Source organism: Rothia sp. HMSC062F03 (assembly GCF_001836905.1).
In the GTDB taxonomy this organism is placed as follows: Bacteria; Actinomycetota; Actinomycetes; order Actinomycetales; family Micrococcaceae; genus Rothia; species Rothia mucilaginosa_A.
In genome coordinates this window covers 440,109-460,048 of record NZ_KV830861.1, presented here as the reverse complement: position 1 = coordinate 460,048, position 19,940 = coordinate 440,109, and the positions used below count along the sequence as shown (strand labels likewise).

Annotated in this window: 13 protein-coding genes and 1 pseudogene; 10 read left to right on the top strand and 4 right to left on the bottom strand. The window is 57.9% G+C overall.

Going from position 1 to position 19,940, the window contains the following annotated elements; genetic code table 11:
• Positions 1-87: 87 nt before the first annotated feature.
• From HMPREF2674_RS01910 to HMPREF2674_RS01900, 3 genes are all read left to right on the top strand, one after another.
• Positions 88-1,662 carry a hypothetical protein gene (locus tag HMPREF2674_RS01910; protein ID WP_070824665.1) on the top strand — a complete coding sequence of 525 codons (1,575 nt, stop codon included), beginning with the start codon at positions 88-90 and terminating at the stop codon, positions 1,660-1,662.
• A gap of 188 nt (positions 1,663-1,850) precedes the next feature.
• Positions 1,851-3,932 carry a TPM domain-containing protein gene (locus HMPREF2674_RS01905; protein WP_070824664.1) on the top strand — a complete coding sequence of 694 codons (2,082 nt, stop codon included), beginning with the start codon at positions 1,851-1,853 and terminating at the stop codon, positions 3,930-3,932.
• Positions 3,933-4,088: 156 nt separating this feature from the next.
• Entirely contained in the window at positions 4,089-4,841 is a 753-nt protein-coding gene (locus HMPREF2674_RS01900) for a PspA/IM30 family protein (protein ID WP_049343949.1), read from the top strand.
• Positions 4,842-4,945: 104 nt separating this feature from the next.
• Here HMPREF2674_RS01900 and HMPREF2674_RS01895 read toward each other — a convergent pair whose 3' ends face one another.
• A complete protein-coding gene (locus HMPREF2674_RS01895; protein WP_070824663.1) occupies positions 4,946-7,357 on the bottom strand; it encodes an S-layer homology domain-containing protein in 2,412 nt (803 codons plus the stop codon).
• A 1,466-nt stretch (positions 7,358-8,823) separates the two neighbouring features.
• Between HMPREF2674_RS01895 and HMPREF2674_RS09655 the strand changes: the two genes are divergently transcribed.
• The 3 genes from HMPREF2674_RS09655 (at position 8,824) to HMPREF2674_RS01885 (ending at position 11,080) form a co-directional block, all read left to right on the top strand.
• Complete coding sequence (locus HMPREF2674_RS09655; protein WP_005505332.1) at positions 8,824-9,063, top strand: gallidermin/nisin family lantibiotic; 240 nt, start codon at positions 8,824-8,826, stop codon at positions 9,061-9,063.
• A gap of 64 nt (positions 9,064-9,127) precedes the next feature.
• The gene (locus HMPREF2674_RS01890; protein WP_246826147.1) at positions 9,128-9,730 is read left to right on the top strand and encodes an ABC transporter ATP-binding protein; all 603 of its coding nucleotides are present in this window, start codon (positions 9,128-9,130) and stop codon (positions 9,728-9,730) included.
• 726 nt (positions 9,731-10,456) lie between these two features.
• On the top strand, positions 10,457-11,080 hold the full coding sequence (locus HMPREF2674_RS01885; protein ID WP_005505326.1) for a hypothetical protein: 624 nt from the start codon (positions 10,457-10,459) through the stop codon (positions 11,078-11,080).
• A gap of 575 nt (positions 11,081-11,655) precedes the next feature.
• On the opposite strand, the gene HMPREF2674_RS01880 is transcribed toward HMPREF2674_RS01885, so the two are convergent.
• Positions 11,656-12,249: a protoglobin domain-containing protein gene (locus HMPREF2674_RS01880; RefSeq protein WP_005505324.1), complete on the bottom strand. Its 594-nt coding sequence runs from the start codon at positions 12,247-12,249 to the stop codon at positions 11,656-11,658.
• Between the two features lie 97 nt (positions 12,250-12,346).
• A pseudogene (locus HMPREF2674_RS01875) lies at positions 12,347-13,411 on the bottom strand (IS256 family transposase); the annotation flags it as partial.
• 150 nt (positions 13,412-13,561) lie between these two features.
• Here HMPREF2674_RS01875 and HMPREF2674_RS01870 point away from each other — a divergent pair.
• The 3 genes from HMPREF2674_RS01870 (at position 13,562) to erm (ending at position 15,809) form a co-directional block, all read left to right on the top strand.
• On the top strand, positions 13,562-14,740 hold the full coding sequence (locus HMPREF2674_RS01870; protein WP_005323424.1) for an IS256-like element IS1249 family transposase: 1,179 nt from the start codon (positions 13,562-13,564) through the stop codon (positions 14,738-14,740).
• A 49-nt stretch (positions 14,741-14,789) separates the two neighbouring features.
• Complete coding sequence (locus tag HMPREF2674_RS09650; RefSeq protein ID WP_071569110.1) at positions 14,790-14,855, top strand: erythromycin resistance leader peptide; 66 nt, start codon at positions 14,790-14,792, stop codon at positions 14,853-14,855.
• A 99-nt stretch (positions 14,856-14,954) separates the two neighbouring features.
• Positions 14,955-15,809 (top strand): 23S ribosomal RNA methyltransferase Erm, encoded by an 855-nt coding sequence (gene erm, locus HMPREF2674_RS01865; RefSeq protein WP_049353249.1) that lies wholly within the window; start codon positions 14,955-14,957, stop codon positions 15,807-15,809.
• 255 nt (positions 15,810-16,064) lie between these two features.
• Here erm and HMPREF2674_RS01860 read toward each other — a convergent pair whose 3' ends face one another.
• Entirely contained in the window at positions 16,065-17,375 is a 1,311-nt protein-coding gene (locus tag HMPREF2674_RS01860; RefSeq protein WP_049353248.1) for an ISL3 family transposase, read from the bottom strand.
• Positions 17,376-17,824: 449 nt separating this feature from the next.
• On the opposite strand from HMPREF2674_RS01860, the gene tet(W) reads away from it, so the two are divergent.
• Positions 17,825-19,747, top strand: coding sequence for a tetracycline resistance ribosomal protection protein Tet(W) (gene tet(W) / locus HMPREF2674_RS01855; protein ID WP_070824660.1), 1,923 nt, complete (start codon positions 17,825-17,827; stop codon positions 19,745-19,747).
• Positions 19,748-19,940 lie beyond the last annotated feature (193 nt).

The following is a 19,940-nucleotide window of genomic DNA, read 5'->3' as shown; positions in this document are numbered from 1 at the left end:
CGTCACGATAACGGAGGAAATAGCATGACCGACCACGCCCCCGCGCGCTACTCTCGCAGCGTCTGCTAGTGGGAGCCGTTAGCAATCATGCCCCTTGACCAGTATTCGTGGCAGCAACAGGTCAAAGCCCTCGAAAACTACCTCGTGCACGCCGTGCTGAACCTGCAGACGCTTGAGCGTGCGCAGGTTTCTCCCCTGCGCTCCCTAAAGCAGACGCCGAACGCGTCGAAGGAGCTTCTCGCGACCGAGCTGGAGCAGTCCATTGAGCAGAACCGCATGCGGCTTAGCGAAGCCCTGAAGTACTACGCTTCCCTCGCTAACCTCGAAGGAAAGCCGGATTCCTTTGCGTACGCCCGAGACCGTTCCCTCGCATTGGCGTCCTCAGTGGTGACGGAGACGGAGCGGTGCTTCGAGCGCACCTTCCGTAGCCGTCTGCTGGAGGATACCCCGCCCGCTGATGTGAACAACCGTCTCCACGCGGTGCGTTACCTGCGCGAGAGCGCGCAGAAGCTGGAGGCCTTCGCGGAGCGGAAAAATTACGATCTCGCGGTGGATCTCTCCCAAACGGTACTGGCTAACCGAGCTCAGCAGTATAAGGCGTCGAATGGCGGTGGGCTGGGTGAAAAGGATGAGAGCAGAAAGCTCTGGGATGCCACGATTCAATACGCTACGAATCTTCTTCCTGCTCTGCGCGAGCAGGCCCTGCTGCTAGTTCAGTCCGTATTGAAGTTCACCGATCCGTTTTACCGCACCGGTCGGGACGGCATCACCCGATTTTTGCGCGTCGAAGATCTGAACGAGTTTGAGCTGACGGGTATGCAAGCCACTCTCGAGGAGAGTCTCGATGCGGCACGCCTACAGTTGCAGGACGCCGAGTTCCTCGCGGCCGTGCTAGACATTCATGTGCGCGAGACCATCGAGGCGATGAACCTTATCCTCACGCTTGAGGGTGAGGGAATCATCGAGGAGATGACCGCCGACCTTCGCCTGCTGGCCCGGCACGACCCTAAGACCGCGGAACAGCCAATCATGATTCCCAACCATGTAGAGGATTGGGACCATCCCGGTCCCTATTCCCTTATCACAATCGGGAAGCGCATCCAATCGCTAACGGGGTTCCCCGATATCATCCGTTTCCTGCACTACGAGGGGAGGCTCTTGCTCGCAAATCCCGGCTCCGCGTCCCCGGATCGTCCCGAGCAGATTCCCCTCCCTCTGCTGCGGGCTCACGTACGTCTACTCCGCCAGACGGTACGTCTACATACCGTGCAGAGGCAACTGACCTGGCTCGTCACGTGCGACGGGTACCTTCCTCTTTCTCTCATCGAACGCACCGCTTGTGGCCCGTGCGCAGACGATACCGGGAGCGTTGGGGTGCTTCACACCGTTGAGGCGTTGGAAGACCTCATCGAGGCTCGCGAATCTTCCCGCCCCGTTGCGGCGGGTGCTTTCCCCTCGCTCCGCGACGCGTGGGAGCAGGCTCAGGAACTCATCCGTGATGGTGAGAGAAGGCTGAGCACCGCCAAGATGCGGGGCTGCGCGCTCGTATCTACGGTGAGCGTCTCCGACGGGAAGACGAGTACCGTGTACGGCTCGGATGCTCGGGGCGTCCCGCATTACCTTCTTATGAATCGCAAGCAGGCAAGGGATTCTCACCGCTAACGGTCAAAGTAAACGATCAGTAAACAGAGTTCCAATATTCGGGTCATATTCGCTGAAGGCTTCGTATCATCGGGCCTTGACCGCGGGGCCGCGGTTACACTAATAGTGTGACCGGTGTTGAGGGTACGCAACGACCGCTACCTGCACGAACGAGCACATAAATACGTCACGATAACGGAGGAAATAGCATGACCAACCACGCCCCCGCGCGTTACTCTCGCAGTCAGCGCCCGCGCCTACGCACCGTAGTGGGTGCCACAGCGCTGGCAGCAGGTCTGTCCTTCGCCTCCGTCGTGGCCCCGGCCGGTTCGGCGTTCTTTACCGCAGCCGGCCCCTCGGCCGCACAGGCCGCTGACCCCATGCAGATTACCGGTACCCGCATCTACGACACCACGAATTCCCTGGGCAATACCTCCACGCTGAGTTCCAAGATTTCGGCTCTGTCGAAGAAGCACAACGTGGACCTGCACGTGGTGACCATCGATAAGTTTGAGAACCCCTCGGGTTCCCAGGCGTGGACCAAGGCCCTGGCTACGAAGAACAACTGGGGCTCGGCCGACGTTGTGCTGGTGATTGCCACCGAAAGCCGCCAGGCGTATTTCCTGGCCGGTAGCACGAAGACCCTGTCGAGCGATCAGCAGACGAAGGTGTACCAGAACTACATCAAGCCGAAGCTGCAGAACAGCGATTACTCTGGCGCAGCGTTGGCCGCGGTCGAGGGTATCGAGGCTCAGAAGGGCGGTAGCTCTTCGAGCGTGGTGACCGGTGTGCTGGGAGTCGGTGCGGTGGCTGCCGTTGGTGGTGGCGTGTACGCGGCTCGTCGCCGTAAGCGTCGCAAAAACGCCCCGCAGCAGAACACCTATAACGCTCCCCGCCCGGTTCCGCGTCCGCAGGTCCCGGAGATTCCTCTGGAAGAGCTGCGCACCCGCGCCGGTAGCGCCCTGCTACAGGCCGACACCACGATGAGTCGCGCCAAGCAGGAGCTGGAGTTTGCACGCGCCCAGTACGGCGATCAGCAGGTCGCCCGCTTCGAGAAGGAAATCGCCCGCGCCGAAGAACTGATGCGCCGTTCCTTCCAGCGTCAGCAGCTGCTGACCGACAGTATTCCCGACACCGAGGCGGAGCAGCGCGCCTGGTTGAGCGAGATTATCGATAACTCCCAGGCCGTGGCCCGCATCTCGCAGGAGCAGGACGCTCAGCTGGCCCAGATGCGCGACCTTGAGCAGCAGGCCCCCCAGGCCATCGCTGCGCTGAACGAGCACCTCCCGCAGGTGCGTAGCACGGTGGCGGAGTGCTCCGCCCGATACGCCCAGATGAAGGAACGCTACCTACCCTCGGCTCTGGAGCCCATCTCGAAGACCGCTGCTCTGCTGGAATCGAACCTGGCTCTGTGCACCGATGAGCTTCAGAAAGCACAGCAGCTGGTGGATACCAACCGAGCCGAGGCCGTTGCGCACCTGCGCTCTGCCGAGGAAGCCTCGGCACAAATTCTCGCGCTGTCCAATGCGGTGACGAACCGCAACAACGAGCTCAACGCGGCTCAGGAGGCTTTGAGTACCGACCTGCTGAGTATTCAGCGCGACGTGGCCGAGGCCAAGAGCCTGGCCATGTCCCAGGGTCGTTCCGACCTGGCCGCCGTGGCTGCCGGTATGGAAGCGGTCCTCGGACAGGTGACGCAGAGCTCCACCGCCCGCCCGAACGACCCGCTGGCCCTGGCCAATCAGCTGCGTCAGCTCTCGAGCGAGCTGGACAAGTCGATGACGGAAATGCGCGCCACCCGCGACCGTTCCCGTGCGGCAAGCCAGACCCTCGATCGCACCCTCCGCTCCGCGCACGCCGCGGTGACCGGTGCCCGCGGGTACATCGATAATCGTCGCGGCGCCGTGGGCCCCACGACCCTGACCGCGATCTCCGAAGCCGAACGCCACCTCATGAACGCCAACCGGATGCGTAACTCCAACCCGTTGGAGGCTCTGAACGAGGCCAACATGGCCCTTCAGCAGGCCAACGACGCGCAGAACCGCGCCGCCCGCGAGATGGGCCAGTTCTCCGAACGCTCCAGCGGTGGCGGCGGTAATAGCTGGGGTAGCGACCTCGCGAAGGGCCTGCTGCTGGGCGCCATCCTGAACACCCTGGGCTCCGGCTCAACCCACAGCTGGGGCAGCAGCTCCGGCGGCTCCTCCTCCGACGGCGGTTGGAGCGGCGGCGGCTTCAGTGGCGGCGGAGGCGGCGACTGGGGTAGCGGCGGTGGCGACGGCGGTAGCTTCTAGTTCACCCAATTCACCCAAAGTTTAGATTGAGGTCATCGGGCGTGCATGGTTTTCACAGCCCACGCCCAGAAACCTCTCACATAATAAGTTGTACGGGCACGGCTCACGAGGAGCGTGGCGCTCCCCCGCAGCCCGTTGAACAGAAAGTAGGAAATCATGGCTAAGCAGACTATCTTCGGTCGAATCGCACAGCTGGCGAAGGCAAACATCAACGCCCTGCTCGACGCTGCCGAGGACCCGCAGAAGATGCTGGACCAGATGGTTCGCGACTACACCAACAGCATCCGTGAGGCAGAGGCCGCCGTCGCCCAGACCATCGGCAACCTGCGACTGCTGGAGAAGGACCACGCAGAGGACCTCAAGGAAGCCCAGGAGTGGGGCGCCAAGGCTCTGGCCGCCTCCAACAAGGCAGATGAGCTTCGCACCGCTGGCGACACCGCTAACGCTGACAAGTTCGACAACCTCGCCAAGGTTGCTCTGGGCAAGCAGATGCAGGCTGAGAAGGCTGCACAGGCCCTCGAGCCCCAGCTGGCTTCCCAGACCCAGGTCGTGAACCAGCTCAAGGACGGTCTGGACAAGATGCGTACCAAGCTCGACGAGCTGAAGTACAAGCGCGACGAACTGACCTCGCGTCAGAAGACCGCCACCGCTCAGAGCCAGGTCAACGACGCTCTGAAGGCCTTCGACGTGATGGACCCGACCAGCGAAATCTACCGTTTCGAAGAGAAGGTCCGCCGCGAAGAGGCACGCGTCATTGGTCAGCAGGAGCTGGCATCCTCCTCGCTGGACGCACAGTTCAACACCCTGGAGGAGATGGGTCGCCAGAACGAGCTCGACGCCCGCCTGGCCGAGCTGAAGGCAAAGCAGACCCCTGCTATCGGTGGCGACACCCCCACCCAGACCCTCTAATCCGGTAGCGCGCCGATAGGCGCCTCCCTGTAGGTCACATACAAGAACCGCCCCGCTCCTGAAAAGGAGCGGGGCGGTTCTTTATGCTTTAGGGGCCGTACGCCTTAGTTAGCGTAGATGTACAGGTAGCCTGCCATAGCGTCGCGGGTGATGGCTGCCGAAGAGGTGGAGCCGGTACCGATGCCGTTCGAGGCGGCCCAGGCCAGGGCCTGCGATGCGTAGCCGCCCTGAGCCTGTGCCGGGGAGCCGGCCGCACGGTACATGAACTCGGCCATGGTGGACTCGGTGACGGCTTCCAGAGGACGGAAGTCGCTACCGGTGATACCCTGCTGGCTCAGCCAGTAAATCTCCTTGTACGCGGGGTGGTTAACCGGAACGTCGCTGAACGGCGAAACGGCCGGTGCGTTCACGGCGGGGCGACCAGCCACGCGGTACAGGTAGGTTGCCAGCTGCGCACGGTTGACCGATGCGTTCGGGCGGAAGGTGCCGTCCGCGAAGCCGAGCATGATGCGGTGATCAGAGTTCCAGCTGATCTCGTTGTAGTTCGGGTTCGAGTCGGACAGGTCGCTGTAGCCCAGCGCGGGGGTCTTGCCCGCGAAGTCCAGCGAGGAGGCCAGGATGTGCGGCAGGTCGTAGTCGTGGTGGCTGAAGCCGTCAATCAGCTTCACGCGGGCGTCAGAGAAGCCTGCGCCAAGGTATGCGTTGTAGCCGGACTCGACGGCGCCTCGTGCGCTCCAGGTAACGGGGTTGGTGTTACCGGAGGTGTCATTCGCGCCAACCCACCAGTACATCGGGGATGCCTTGGTGGTTGCGTCAGCGTCCACCGATCCGTCCGAGTCGCCGCCTGCGACCATGATGGAGCCGCCGCCCTGACGCCATGAGGTGTTGTGATCGGTCAGCTCGTAGGTGATGAACTCGGCGCCTCCGGAGTAACCCATGGTCCACACCTGGGAAGCGTCCAGGTTGTTCTCGCTCACGAAGGACTTCGCGAAGGAACGGAAGAATTCGCCGTTGGCGTCCATGTCTTCCCACCAGGTGATGCCGTCACCGGATGCGTTGGTGTCCGGGGAAATGACCGGTACGAAGACCATGTTGCGGGCGTTAGCGATCTTGCCCATTGCCGCGAGCATGCCCTCGTCGGGGGTGTAGACCTTAGACTCGTCACGCTGCCAGTAGTCACCGTCGAAGTAGAAGACCACACCGACGGGCTTGGAGTAGTCCAGGTTGTTCGCGTACACGTGGTACTGCGAGGTGGTGCCCGCCGGGGAGGTGTAGCTCTGGTAGGTTGCGGAGCTCATGGTGCGGGCACGCTGGGTGCTCTGCTGCTTCTGCTCGGTCTTCTGCTCGACCTTGGGGGCGGCGGTTGCTTTACCCTTGGTGAGCGAGTTGCTCAGGATCTGGGAGAAGTTGTAGTCGAAGTGGCCCGAGCCGTTCAGAACGGTTGCGGAGGCGTTGGTGTAGCCAGCGTTGCGGTAGGCGTTGTAGCCACCCTCAACGGCGCCGCGGGCGCTCCAGGTCTGCGGGTAGGTCTCGCCGGTGCCGTCGTTCGAGTTTGCGTACCAGAACATGGGCTGGGACTTCAGCGCCGCGGAGGGGGTGCCCTCGTCCAGGCCACCGCCGGCGACCATGATGGAGCCACCGCCATTGCGCCAGGTCTGGGGCTTAGTGTTCAGCTCGTAGGTGATGAACTCGGCACCACCGGAGTAACCCATGGTCCACACGTTGGAGGAGTCCACGCCGTTAGCCGCGATGAAGGAAGACGCGAAGGAGCGGAAGAACTCGCCGTTACGGTCCATGTCCTCCCACCAGGTCACGCCAGCATCGTAACGGTTGGTGTCCGGGGAGATGACGGGCACGAACAGCATGTTCTGTGCCGCAGCGGAGGCAGCCATCTGAGCCAGCTCGCCGGAGGGGTCGTAGACCTTGGACTGGTCGTTGCGCCAGTAGTCACCATCGAAGTAGAAGACCACGCCAACGGGCTTGGAGAAGTCCACACCGTCCGCGTACACGTGGTACTGCGAGGTGGTGCCCGCCGGGGAGGTGTAGGACAGGAAAGTCTGGTTGGTGCGGGTTGCGGGAACGGTGCTGCCGGCAACGGTGGACTGTGCCGCCTGAGCGGTCTGGGCGTTAGCAACCTGCGAGAGAGTGGGCTCGGTGACCACGGGAGCGGTCTGGGTAGCCTGTGCCGAGGGGGTGGTCTGCGCAGACTGGAAGGTTGCGGGAGTAGCCTGCTCGGTCTGTGCTGCCTGAGTTGCCTGTGCGGTGTAGGTCTGCTGGATGGGCTGGACCTGGTTGGTTGCGGGAGCCTCAGCCTGCTGGCGAACCTGCACAGCCACCTGCGAAAGAGTAGACTGGGCGGTCGCGGTAAAGAGCGAGCCCTGGGGTGCGCCGCCGGGGATGTCCTGTACGACGGGAGCGAACGCGGATGCGGGAGACAGCAGGGTGCTACCGAGCACGGTGGGAACGGCAATAGCCGCGAGAGAGCCTGCCTTAACGGTGCGGGGGCGAAGTGCCATGGGGTGTCCTCGTTGTTGGTGTTTCTGGGGCGTGAACGCCCGTGAGTGGTTGAGTGATAGGTGATCTATAGGTGAGAAGCCTATAGGCGGTCGGCCTGCGGTTTTGGCACCGCTTTGGTTTGTCCATCACCATCCCGTGCTCGTGGCGGGGATGTCCTCATGCGATGGTTTGTGCGGGGTCAGTCCGATGACCTGCGCGGCGGACCGTGGTAACCATGTACTCAAAGCTACCAGGTCAAAAAGCCTTTTCTAACGGTTTTTTGGAGCATTTTTACCCCCTCGCAAAATACTAACCCTAAGCCTAAACTTTTTCTAAGGTTTAAGTTGAGAATGACATGGGTTCAACCGACGGTTGAATGAGGGGTTTTGCCTTGATTTTTCGCGGTTTTTGAGCGTTTTTTGAGCTCTATTCAAAAACATTCACTCCAGGCTTTAGAGTTTTATTGTGAGGACAATCACTTTCCGAGTTAATTTTTGCGGTTTTTAGCCATTTTTGCACCAAAATCCGCAGAATTCCGGGGTAAATCGACTGATTTCTCAACCGGGAATATAGAGAACATATCGCATATTCCGGTTCTGGCATGAGGTAAAAATGTCCTTTCGGGGAGTTCATAGCAGCTCACCGGCCTCCATGCGCACGATTCCGAGTGCCTCGACAAGGAAGCATTTTGACTCCTTCGAACTCCTTCGAGGAGCCGCCCCGAAGCCCCAATTTTTCCCCACCGTCAATCCGATCACTACTGGTCCGACTGACAAACTCAGAGAATTTGGAAAGAGGAGAAGAGAAGCTGGAGGGAGAAGAGCGGGATATTCTGGACCGACCAACGAGCACGGGGATAAGGGCCAGCAAGACACCCATCTGCGACCACGAGATTTCGGAACAAGTTAGAGACGACAGAGCCCCCAGAGACAGGTGGGGAGCTCCCGCTAGACGCCTATGTCGAGGTAACTGCGCCGAGGCGGTTTGCGTCAAGATGAATTGTGCCAAGATGAATTGCGCCAAGAGACTATACCGAGACAGCCGCATCAAGTACGGCATGGGGTGCAAACCATTGCGCACAGCGCAGACCCCTCCGGTTAGCCGAGCCGGGTTCGATACAGGGTGCAAACCATCGCGTGCAACACGCCCTCTCCCCGCTCAGCCAGGTCACGCTCTGCCATATCGGAACTCAATCAAATCGGGGCCGTATAAGCCGGCATCCAACCGGTCAGTGCCCGAACATTCAAAGGGCCGGGGTAAAGAACCGTACGGTCATAGCTAGAATCGACAGCACAGCCGATTCCGGGCATAAAAAAACTCCCGATAGCTAAGCTATCGGGAGTTATCCGTTGCGGGGACAGGATTTGAACCTGCGACCTGAACATTCTGAAAGTTGCCCCTACTAATCTTGCATCGTTGTATCATAGCAGTGCGGGTAACTTTCTGTTACCTGAATATGTTCAGATTCTGAGAGCTTGGAGAAGTCGTGGTCACCGTTGACCTTGACACCCGTGTTGAAGAGGTTGAGGAAGCTGTTTGTCCTCACATCACCTCGAAGTTCCTGTGCGCCCCTGGGTGCCCGACGGGTGGCATTGCATGCTTCACTGCCCAGTGTGCTAACGGCTGCGGCATCTCTGTTGGCTGCAAGTGGTTAGTAGCTTTGTCGCAGCAGTCGGCCCTGGAGGGAAGGCATCCTAGGCCTTACCTCCAGGGCCGTTTTCTTTGAAAGGTAGGCCATGCCAGCTATATCGGTAACTGATTTGTCGGTTGGGTACAAGAATTCCCCAGTAGTGAGCGGCATTAACTTGCAGCTAAATACTGGCAGGATAATCTGCCTCCTTGGACCAAATGGGGCAGGTAAAACCACCTTAATGAAAACGATCCTTGGTCGGATAAAACCAATAAGTGGCCACATTAGATACGATCAGACAGACATTAGCGAAATGTCAGCTGCAATCGACCATCCAAGCTACTTTCCGTATCTGAGCGGTAAACAAAATGTACAGGTCGTCGCGGCATTCTGGGGTCTGGATGTTGATCCTGAGTCGGCCTTGGATAGTGTGGGCATCGTCCGCGCTGCCCACGGGCGGAAAGCCAAGGACTACTCGACCGGCATGAAGGAACGGCTGGAGCTTTGTCTTGCTTTATTATCTAGACCAAGATTTTTGTTCCTTGATGAGCCACAGAATGGTTTGGATCCAGATGGCATGATCTCCTTGTCTGCGACGCTTCGTCGTTATCGGGACGAAGGGAACTGCGTTGTAATATCAACGCACCTCCTCCATGAGATTCAAGGCGTCCCGGATGAGTGTGTCGTAGTTCGTAACGGCAAAGCTTTGCATATCCCCGACCTCAACGGCGTGAATCTCGCGGACCTATATCACCGGGGGTAGGACCATGCGAATTACTTCAGCTATCCGTGCTTTGCTTACTTACTATTGGAACATCTGGTATTTTCTCGCGGCTATCTTGGGCTCAATGGCGTCACTATTCCTCGGTGCATGGATTTCAAGTGAGGCAAGCGGAACTCCAATAACAGGGGGATACAGCTTCTTCTTTACTGGAACGCAGCCACTAATTTCCCTCGCATTACTCTTTATACTTGATGCTAGGGTTTCCAAGGTCCACTACGGGGGTTTGCCTCAGCAGGTATACATTGCCTGGTTGCCTAGCGTCCTACGCACCATCTGTCGAACACTTTCAATAGTTCTTGTAAACCTACTTAGTGTGCTGCTATTCGATCTAACAATGGTTTTGTCTGGTTCGAAAATGCACTCTGGGCTAGCAACCCTGCTTTGCTTTCTTACCTTCCAAAGTATACTAATTGCTCTGATCTACTCGACATTAGAAAGTCTCTCAAAACCTCCGACTGCCGCGGTAATTTCAGGTGTTCTTCTGTACTTCTGGATAGTGCTACCCGGTAACCTAGCTGACAATGCTACCCCATACATATCAAACGCCCTCCACTCCGTAGGGCTGAATCTCAATGGTACCGCAATCTCGTTCGTAGATATCCAGGAGCAATCAAATTTCGGTTTCTCTGCGCTTATCCCGGTACCAATCCTAATTATTACCTATGTTCTTGTGGCTAGGTTTCGAAGTAAAGGAGCAGTAAGAAAATGAAGTCTTTGTGTTCTATCGAGCGAATTGCAATCATTCGTTGGGTCACGATCGCTTATCTCGGTGCACTAGTTCTTCCGCTGCTGTTTCTCCGTTATGGAAATACCATTGCCGTAGCGCAATCCGCGTTACTCATCATGCTCCCAATTGCCACGGCAGGTCTAGCTTTGTCGCATGCTAAGGTCCCTGCCTCGTACGTCTCGTTTAGTATTCACGATAAAGTTCTGCTCCGGTTCATTGCTAAATCGCTGCTTCTCGCACAAGTAGTTAACCTTTGTTTGAGTCTGCTTTATGTCTCTATCATTGGCGAGCTTGTTAATGAGCGACTGTCGAGTCATACTGCTTTAGTACTTGTTTTCTCTTCGGTTGTGCTAACTCTGGCCTGTTTTGCGCTTCGGCTTTGGACTACTTCATTAGTTTCATGGATTGTTATCATCTTTTTTGTGGTGGCAGGTCTTCCGATTAGCACAGGTGATTTTGCGAACTCACCGATCTTGTTTGCTGTCGTTCCCACGACTTGGATTTTAAAAGGCGCCACCTTTGGCTCCTATATATTTTCTACCGGGTTTCTGTTGGCTGCGATAAGTTCGGGGTTTTTACTAACGTCGGTGAAACGTGCATAGCTATACTTCACTTGGAAAAGCGTATGTGAGGATAGCTGCACTTCCAACGGATAGGTTTCCAAGTGACGGCAAAGCGAAGTCAGCGTTTGCTAAACTGTTCTATCGAATCCCAGTTTGAGATCGGTCCTTGCAAGTTCCACACCTTCGTTTTATTCCGCTATCACGAAGGCTATTTCCGGCTCTTCCGAGTTGAGTGTGGGTGACCAGGTATTGGTCGGGGGTTGTGGGTAGAGGTCGAGGTCCTTGATGATGAGCGGACTTCTACCACCGCGATCTTCAAAGGACCTCCTGTTGACTTCTTACCGTGACGGATCATGGGGCAGCCACACACAGAGCACGATGCAGTATTCACAGGAACGAGGCAAACACGACCAACTGAAAGAGTGACTTTCCCGCACCAGAAAGCCGAAAAGTCACCCAACCAGCAACACGTAGTGTCCTATAACCCAGAAAGAAAGCTCTCCCTGGAAGCCACTGAGGCTTCCAGGGAGAGCAGTCAGAGAGTGCGAAAGACGAATACACCGCTATCAAGCGTGAGGCGGCCGATGGGGGAGTCGTAGGTGGCGAGCGCCGGATCAGAATTGCTCGGGGTGATCGCGGTAGGCATACGCCCACACTGTCACGGCGACAGTCACAGCGCGAGTCCACGCGTCACGGACAGCGTCCAGTTCTGCGCCCTCGAAGCCCTCCGCCAGGAGACGGTGCCCGACCTCCACAGTCGGCGCGATGAAGGCGAGCACGTAGCGCAGAGGCACGAATGGCGTCGAGTCCGCCCCATCCGCCGCGTTCTTCGCCGCGGTCATGTGTCGAGCTCCGATCAGGTACTGGTAGTCCAACCACGCCTGATCCCGCTCGCGCGTGCACATGTCGATGATCCACTGGGCGAATCGGGGCTTTGACGCCTGCGCGTACTCGGGGTTCGGCTGTCCATCCGGATGCGCGGAATGTGCTGCCAGGTAGGTCTTTTGAGCCAAAATCCCGCGCCACGTGTCGACCATTTCCATGGCATGCGGCGCCAGGATGGGTTCTGCTCGCGCGAGCAGCTCTGCGTCACCGGGCTGGACGTGCGCGGCGGCCTCAATCTGGCGTAGATCCTCGAGTGTGAGCGGAGACGTGGGGACGGCATCGGTGCCGTAGGTGTACCCCGACGAGTGGTCGTAAGCGGTCATGCGAACCTCCTTGAACTTATGCGTCATTGTAGAACGTGCTCTTGCTCAGGTCAAGTCCTGTGGAGTGGTGTAATCGTTTTGTGTCCTTCGGGTTGGGTTATGCGCTGAGTTGGAGTGGGGTGTCCTCCTGCCCGGTGGGTTGTGGTGTGAGTCGTGATTTGGTGAGGATGTCGAGGCTGAGGTAGCGTCGGCCTTCGGCCCATTCGTCGTTTTGTTCGGCGAGGACGGCTCCGACCAGGCGGATGATGGCCTGGCGGTTGGGGAAGATCCCCACGGAGTCGGTGCGTCGGCGGATTTCGCGGTTGAGGCGTTCATTGGGGTTATTGGACCAGATCTGGGTCCACACCCCGGTGGGGAAAGACGCGAACGCGAGGACGTCTGCCCTGGCTTGATCGAGGTGGTCACACACGGCGGGGAGCTTGTCGTTCACGTAGTCCAAGAGCCGGTCGTATTGAGCGTTGACCGATGCTGCGTCGGGTTGGTCGTACACCGAGTGCAGCATCGCTTTGACGGCGGGCCATAGTGCTTTGGGGGTGACCGACATGAGATTAGCGGCGTAGTGGGTGCGGCATCGTTGCCAAGTGGCTCCGGGCAGGTTGGCGGCGATGGCTTCAACCAGGCCCAGATGGGCGTCACTGGTCACCAGGCGCACGCCGGTCAGGCCCCGGGCGACCAGGTCAGAGAAGAACTCCTTCCAGGCTGGAGCGGTCTCACTGGTAGATACGCGCACCCCCAGCACTTCGCGATGTCCGTCATTGTTGACTCCAGTGGCAACCAGAACCGCGCACGAGACGACGCGTCCTCCTTCGCGCACTTTCATGGTGAGCGCATCAGCGGCAACGAAGGTGAAAGGCCCGGCATCGTGGAGGGGCCGGTTGCGGAACTCGTCCACGTGTTCGTCCAGGTCGGCTGCCATACGTGAGACCTGGGACTTCGATAGTCCTGTGATCCCCAGGGTTTTGACGAGCTTGTCCATGCGGCGTGTGGATACTCCTGCTAGGTAGCAGTCAGCGACCACTGTGATCAAGGCGTTTTCGGAGCGTTTGCGGCGCTGCAACAGCCACTCTGGAAAGTAGGTGCCTGAGCGTAGCTTGGGGATCGCCACGTCAATGGTGCCGACCCTGGTATCCAGGGGCCGGTGGCGATACCCAGGGTTAAGGGTCAAAATGTGTGTCCGGAATCGCGGATTTTCACGGATTGACCTGTAGGTTTCCGGAAAGTATATGCTCCGGAAGCATATATCTAGCCCCCGACGGGAAATCCTCGGTGTGGCAGCCGTGATGTGCTATGCGCGGCGTGGTGTGGTGTCGCAATGTCGAAGAACCAACCACGCTGCCACTGCGGCGGTGAAATGAAACGCAACGGCACCACCAGCAAAGGCACCACCAGATGGCGCTGCAAACAATGCGGCGCCTCCAGCGTCAAACGTCGAAACGACATCACCAACGCGGCAGTGTTCACCCAGTTCATCGAGCATTGCACCACCGCAATATCACTCGACGACCTAGCCAAACGAAACGGTGTTAGCCGCGCCACCATGAAGCGGCGCTTCAAGTGGTGCTGGCTCGTTGATGTGCCTGACCCCACCGCCGGCCACCACAAGCGGATCTACGACCAGGTATTTCTCGATGGCACCTACACCGCCGGTGGCTGCCTGATCGTCGCGGCGACCATCGACCACGTGATCGCCTGGCACTGGTGCAAACACGAAACCACCCGCGACTACCAACTGCTGCTTGAACGCATCGAAGCCCCACTCATCGCCGTCATCGACGGCGGCCAAGGCGCATACAGCGCAATCAAAAAGTGCTGGCCGACTACGAAAATTCAACGCTGCCTCGTCCACGCCCAACGCGTGGTCCGCCGCTACACCACCACCAACCCACGCACCGATGCCGGGCGCACCATCTACCGACTTGCGCTGAAACTGACCCGGATCACCACACTGGATGAAGCCGCCGCGTGGGGTGTGCAACTGCACGAGTTTTCAACGATCTACCGGGAATGGATGAACGAGAAAACCATGATCAAAGACCCCAAAACAGGTGCATGGACCCGCGTGTGGACCCACCACAACGTGCGCAAGGCCTACAACAGCCTCAACCATCTTTGGCGGTCCGAGATGCTGTTTGTCTACCTCAACCCGCCAGCAGGAGTCCTTGCGCCCGAGCGGATCAAATCCACCACCAACAGCTTAGAAGGCGGCATCAACGCCCAGCTCAAACTGCTCGCCAGAACCCACCGCGGCAGATCAGGCGAACGACAACGCCGCATGCTGGATTGGTGGCTCTACTTAAAAACGGAACTGCCTGACGATCCAGTACGAATCGCCAGGCAGTCCGACTGGGGCCAGGGCCAACTCGCCAAAGTATCCACCCTGACCCAAACCGAGAACCAAGCCGACCACGAAACAGGACGCCCAGCCCTCTACGACAACGCTATCGACACCGACTACACCCACTCAATCGGCATTCAAAAAGGCCAAATCTAACCCCCGCGACACGCCGAGCCAGACACACATTTTGACCCTTAACCCTTTAATGGATATAATTAGACCCATGTTGATTTCAGGTACCGCTTTCTTGCGGTTGCGCACCAACCGCTAAGGCGGTTTCCTACCCCGTAGGTTAAAAACCGCTCCGGTCCTTTAGCCGGGCGGCTATTTGTCATGCCCGGCTCCCTTTCAAATCCAAGGAGCACACCTGATGTCTGCATACGGACACGGCCGTCACGAGCATGGCCAAAATTTTCTCACCAACCACAAGATCATCAACTCCATCATCGACCTTGTGAAACAAACCTCCGGCCCCATCATTGAGATCGGACCAGGAAGCGGTGCCCTCACTCACCCGATGGCCCACTTGGGGAGGGCGATAACGGCAGTTGAAGTGGACGCAAAACTAGCTGCCAAAATCACACAAGAAACCTCCTCGGCGGCGGTCGAAGTGGTCCATGATGATTTCCTTAACTTCCGGTTACCCGCCACTCCCTGCGTCATTGTGGGAAACATTCCCTTTCACCTCACCACTGCCATTCTTCGAAAGTTGCTGCATGCGCCAGCATGGACTGACGCTGTACTCCTCATGCAGTGGGAAGTCGCTCGCCGCCGGGCCGGGGTAGGCGCAAGCACGATGATGACGGCTCAGTGGTCCCCATGGTTCACGTTTCACCTGGGTTCTCGGGTACCAAGGCCTGCTTTCCGGCCACAGCCAAACGTTGACGGGGGGATCTTAGTGATCCGCCGGGTGGGTGACCCGAAGATTCCGATAGAGCAGCGCAAAGCCTTTCAGGCGATGGTGCACACCGTTTTCACTGCCCGGGGACGCGGGATAGGGGAAATTCTCCGAAGGGCAGGGTTGTTTTCATCACGTTCAGAGACACAATCATGGTTGCGCTCGCGAGGAATCGACCCCGCAACCCTACCTCCCAGATTGCACACCAGCGACTGGATCGATCTCTTCCAGGTGACTGGTTCCTCTTCACCGCGCCATCGGCCCATTTCACCATCGGGAAGTAGTCAACGACCTCCTCAACGGAAAAATCGAGGCCGGCGGCGTTAATCCCCACCAAAACCGAAATCCACCAGTAGTACTAAAAGGGCTCTTCCGGTTTTAGAGTGCATTGATTAGTTCGCCGGGGGTTCGGGCGTGGCACAAGATATTGGGGTCCTTGGCTTTGTAGGAAAAAGGTATCTAATCCATCCGTACAAAACTAAGGACCTACTGTGCAGCCTAACGGAAATGTCATCGTCGATACCATCTGCCGCACCGCAAAACTAGGAACTACTATCACCGGTGCCACAGAAAACGGGCTCTTCATAATTGGGGGTGTAGTTGGGGTCTGAATCCGCCGGTTTCGAGGAGGCAGCGGGTGATGTAGTGGGTGAGGTTACGGAACCCGAGGGCGGAGCCGCGTAGGTGTTCGAGGCGTCCGTTGATGGCTTCGGTAGGGCCATTGGAGGTGTGGGGGTGGTCGAAGTAAGCCAGGATGTCCCCGGCTCGGCGTTTGAGTGTCCTGCCCAGCGTGATGAGCTCGGTCAGACCCCTCGGTACACGCGTGGAGGTCAGGGTGTTGATTTCGGCTTCCATCAGGGCCTTACCCGCGTCCGTGTCGGGCGCGCGGTAGGCGTCGATGATGTTCTGGTAGGCGCTCCAAGTGACCTCGAGCGCGACGTGCTCCTCACCGGAAAACAGGTTGAGTAGTTGGTGCTGCTGGCGTGGCGTGAGCAGGCATGAGCGGGTGTGTAACATCCTGCGGGCCTTGTACAGGGGGTCGGTGGCACGCCCGCGCCGGTGGTGGAGTTCTTGCTGAATGCGTCTGCGACACTCATCCAAGGCGTTGCCAGCCAGGTGCACGACGTGGAAGGGGTCCATGACCGCCCTCGCGCCGGGGAGTTCTTCAGTGGCTGCGCTTTTGAACCCGGTGAATCCATCCATCGCGACGATCTCGATGCGGCTTCGCCACGTGTCGGGGCGGGAGGCCAGCCAGGTTTTGAAGACCTGCTTGGAGCGACCCGGGACCATGTCCAAGAGTCGGGAGGGGCCGCTGCGTTCTCGGATGGGTGTCAAGTCCAAGATAACGGTGACGTATTTGTCTCCGTAGGGGGTGTGGCGCCACACGTGTTCATCCACCCCGATGACACGCACGCCATCGAACCGAGTTGGATCATTGATCAGTAGACGCTGGCCTTCACCCAGGACAGCGGTGTTGGCGGTATTCCAGGACACACCGAGGGCCTGGGAGATACGCGCCACCGTCAAATGATGAACGACCAGCCCAGTGAGCGCCCAGCGCACCGCCGCACGCGAGAGCTTGGCGCGCGGATCGGCCGCTTGGCTCATATCTTGACGCCACACATGGGCGCACTCCTGGCACCGGTAGCGGCGCACGCTCACGTGCAAGATCGTGGGGCGCCACCCGTAAGGCTCGTGCGCCAAGCGCCTGATCACCGTGTCACGCGACTCGCCCTGGCATCCGCAGCGTCGACACCACCGGTCCTCACCAGCAATCCGGCAAGCCAACACTGCATGGTCTGGCCACATGCGCTGGCCCGTCACTTCCAGGCCCAGGTCATCCAGGCGCGTGAACGCGCTCAGGTCAGGGCGATCAAAGATAGTATTGGCCATGTCGAGGTCTTTCAGATGGACGGTGTAGCAATCTCCATCATCGGAAGACCTCGACCCCTACCCGGCCACGACACGCCCAACCCCGCCCACAACACCTACACCCTCAAATGCGAAGAGCCCTTTTAGGTACTTGCTTTCCTAAAACTGATGTGATACAATGATTTAATCCAGAAAAGGAGTAAAAAATATGCGGCAAGGTATTCTTAAATAAAACTATAATCAAATAGTGGGAACAAAGGATTATGATAGCTCCTTTTGTAGGGGCTTAGTTTTTTGTACCCAATTTAAGAATACTTTTGCCTTATCAATTTTGACATATCCCCAAAAACAGCAATCACAAACAGGTGTATGCTGTATATGTGTATGTCCGCAACTTATAATCCCCAGCGGTAAAAGTATTAGCCGCTGGGGATTTTTGCGCCCATTCGGGCCTTGTATGGAGGATAGACATGAACATTATCAATATCGGGATTCTTGCCCATGTAGACGCTGGAAAGACGACCTTGACGGAGAGTCTGCTATATGCCAGTGGAGCCATTTCAGAACCGGGGAGCGTCGAAAAAGGGACAACGAGGACGGACACCTTGTTTTTGGAGCGGCAGCGTGGGATTACCATTCAAGCGGCAGTCACTTCCTTCCAGTGGCACAGATGTAAAGTTAACATTGTGGATACGCCCGGCCACATGGATTTTTTGGCGGAGGTGTACCGCTCTTTGGCTGTTTTAGATGGGGCCATCTTGGTGATCTCCGCTAAAGATGGCGTGCAGGCCCAGACCCGTATTCTGTTCCATGCCCTGCGGAAAATGAACATTCCCACCGTTATCTTTATCAACAAGATCGACCAGGCTGGCGTTGATTTGCAGAGCGTGGTTCAGTCTGTTCGGGATAAGCTCTCCGCCGATATTATCATCAAGCAGACGGTGTCGCTGTCCCCGGAAATAGTCCTGGAGGAAAATACCGACATAGAAGCATGGGATGCGGTCATCGAAAATAACGATGCATTATTGGAAAAGTATATCGCAGGAGAACCAATCAGCCAGGAAAAACTTGCGCGGGAGGAACAGCGGCGGGTTCAAGAAGTCTCCCTGTTTCCGGTCTATCATGGCAGCGCCAAAAAGGGCCTTGGCATTCAACCGTTGATGGATGCGGTGACAGGACTGTTCCAACCGATTGGGGAACAGGGGAGCGCCACCCTATGCGGCAGCGTTTTCAAGGTTGAGTACACCGATTGCGGCCAGCGGCGTGTCTATCTGCGGCTATACAGCGGAACGCTGCGCCTGCGGGATACGGTGGCCCTGGCCGGGAGAGAAAAGCTGAAAATCACAGAGATGCGTATTCCATCCAAAGGGGAAATTGTTCGGACAGACACCGCTTATCAGGGTGAAATTGTTATCCTTCCCAGCGACAGCGTGAGGTTAAACGATGTATTAGGGGACCCAACCCGGCTCCCTCGTAAAAGGTGGCGTGAGGACCCCCTCCCCATGCTGCGGACGTCGATTGCGCCGAAAACGGCAGCGCAAAGAGAACGGCTGCTGGACGCTCTTACGCAACTTGCGGATACTGACCCGCTTTTGCGCTGCGAGGTGGATTCCATCACCCATGAGATCATTCTTTCTTTTTTGGGCCGGGTGCAGTTGGAGGTTGTTTCCGCTTTGCTGTCGGAAAAATACAAGCTTGAAACAGTGGTAAAGGAACCCACCGTCATTTATATGGAGCGGCCGCTCAAAGCAGCCAGCCACACCATCCATATCGAGGTGCCGCCCAACCCGTTTTGGGCATCCATCGGACTGTCTGTTACACCACTCCCGCTTGGCTCCGGTGTACAATACGAGAGCCGGGTTTCGCTGGGATACTTGAACCAGAGTTTTCAAAACGCTGTCAGGGATGGTATCCGTTACGGGCTGGAGCAGGGCTTGTTCGGCTGGAACGTAACGGACTGTAAGATTTGCTTTGAATACGGGCTTTATTACAGTCCGGTCAGCACGCCGGCGGACTTCCGCTCATTGGCCCCGATTGTATTGGAACAGGCATTGAAGGAATCAGGGACGCAACTGCTGGAACCTTATCTCTCCTTCACCCTCTATGCGCCCCGGGAATATCTTTCCAGGGCTTATCATGATGCACCGAAATACTGTGCCACCATCGAAACGGTCCAGGTAAAAAAGGATGAAGTTGTCTTTACTGGCGAGATTCCCGCCCGCTGTATACAGGCATACCGTACTGATCTGGCCTTTTACACCAACGGGCAGAGCGTATGCCTTACAGAACTGAAAGGGTATCAGGCCGCTGTCGGCAAGCCAGTCATCCAGCCCCGCCGTCCAAACAGCCGCCTGGACAAGGTGCGCCATATGTTCAGTAAGATCACTGGTTGATTTCCGATCCCAACCGAACACATTGAGCTGACGGCACGCTCCCGCAGTTAACCGAACGCCCCCGAGGTCCTATCCGGGCCCCGGGGGCGGCATTTTCCCAGTTGAAGGAATGGTGGAGATGTGTTTCGATGGGTCCGGTGGCCATGCTCCGCCCGCCGCCCGGCACCTCTTCCCAGACTCAGCCGGACGGTCG

Bases quoted from the DNA above. Each gene is read 5' to 3' on its own strand.
- HMPREF2674_RS01905 (WP_070824664.1), top strand. From the start codon at position 1,851: ATGACCAACCACGCCCCCGCGCGTTACTCTCGCAGTCAGCGCCCGCGC.
- HMPREF2674_RS01870 (WP_005323424.1), top strand. From the start codon at position 13,562: ATGTCGAAGAACCAACCACGCTGCCACTGCGGCGGTGAAATGAAACGC.
- HMPREF2674_RS01900 (WP_049343949.1), top strand. From the start codon at position 4,089: ATGGCTAAGCAGACTATCTTCGGTCGAATCGCACAGCTGGCGAAGGCA.
- HMPREF2674_RS01910 (WP_070824665.1), top strand. From the start codon at position 88: ATGCCCCTTGACCAGTATTCGTGGCAGCAACAGGTCAAAGCCCTCGAA.
- HMPREF2674_RS01860 (WP_049353248.1), bottom strand. From the start codon at position 17,375: ATGGCCAATACTATCTTTGATCGCCCTGACCTGAGCGCGTTCACGCGC.
- HMPREF2674_RS01895 (WP_070824663.1), bottom strand. From the start codon at position 7,357: ATGGCACTTCGCCCCCGCACCGTTAAGGCAGGCTCTCTCGCGGCTATT.
- HMPREF2674_RS01880 (WP_005505324.1), bottom strand. From the start codon at position 12,249: ATGACCGCTTACGACCACTCGTCGGGGTACACCTACGGCACCGATGCC.
- HMPREF2674_RS01885 (WP_005505326.1), top strand. From the start codon at position 10,457: ATGAAGTCTTTGTGTTCTATCGAGCGAATTGCAATCATTCGTTGGGTC.
- erm (WP_049353249.1), top strand. From the start codon at position 14,955: ATGTCTGCATACGGACACGGCCGTCACGAGCATGGCCAAAATTTTCTC.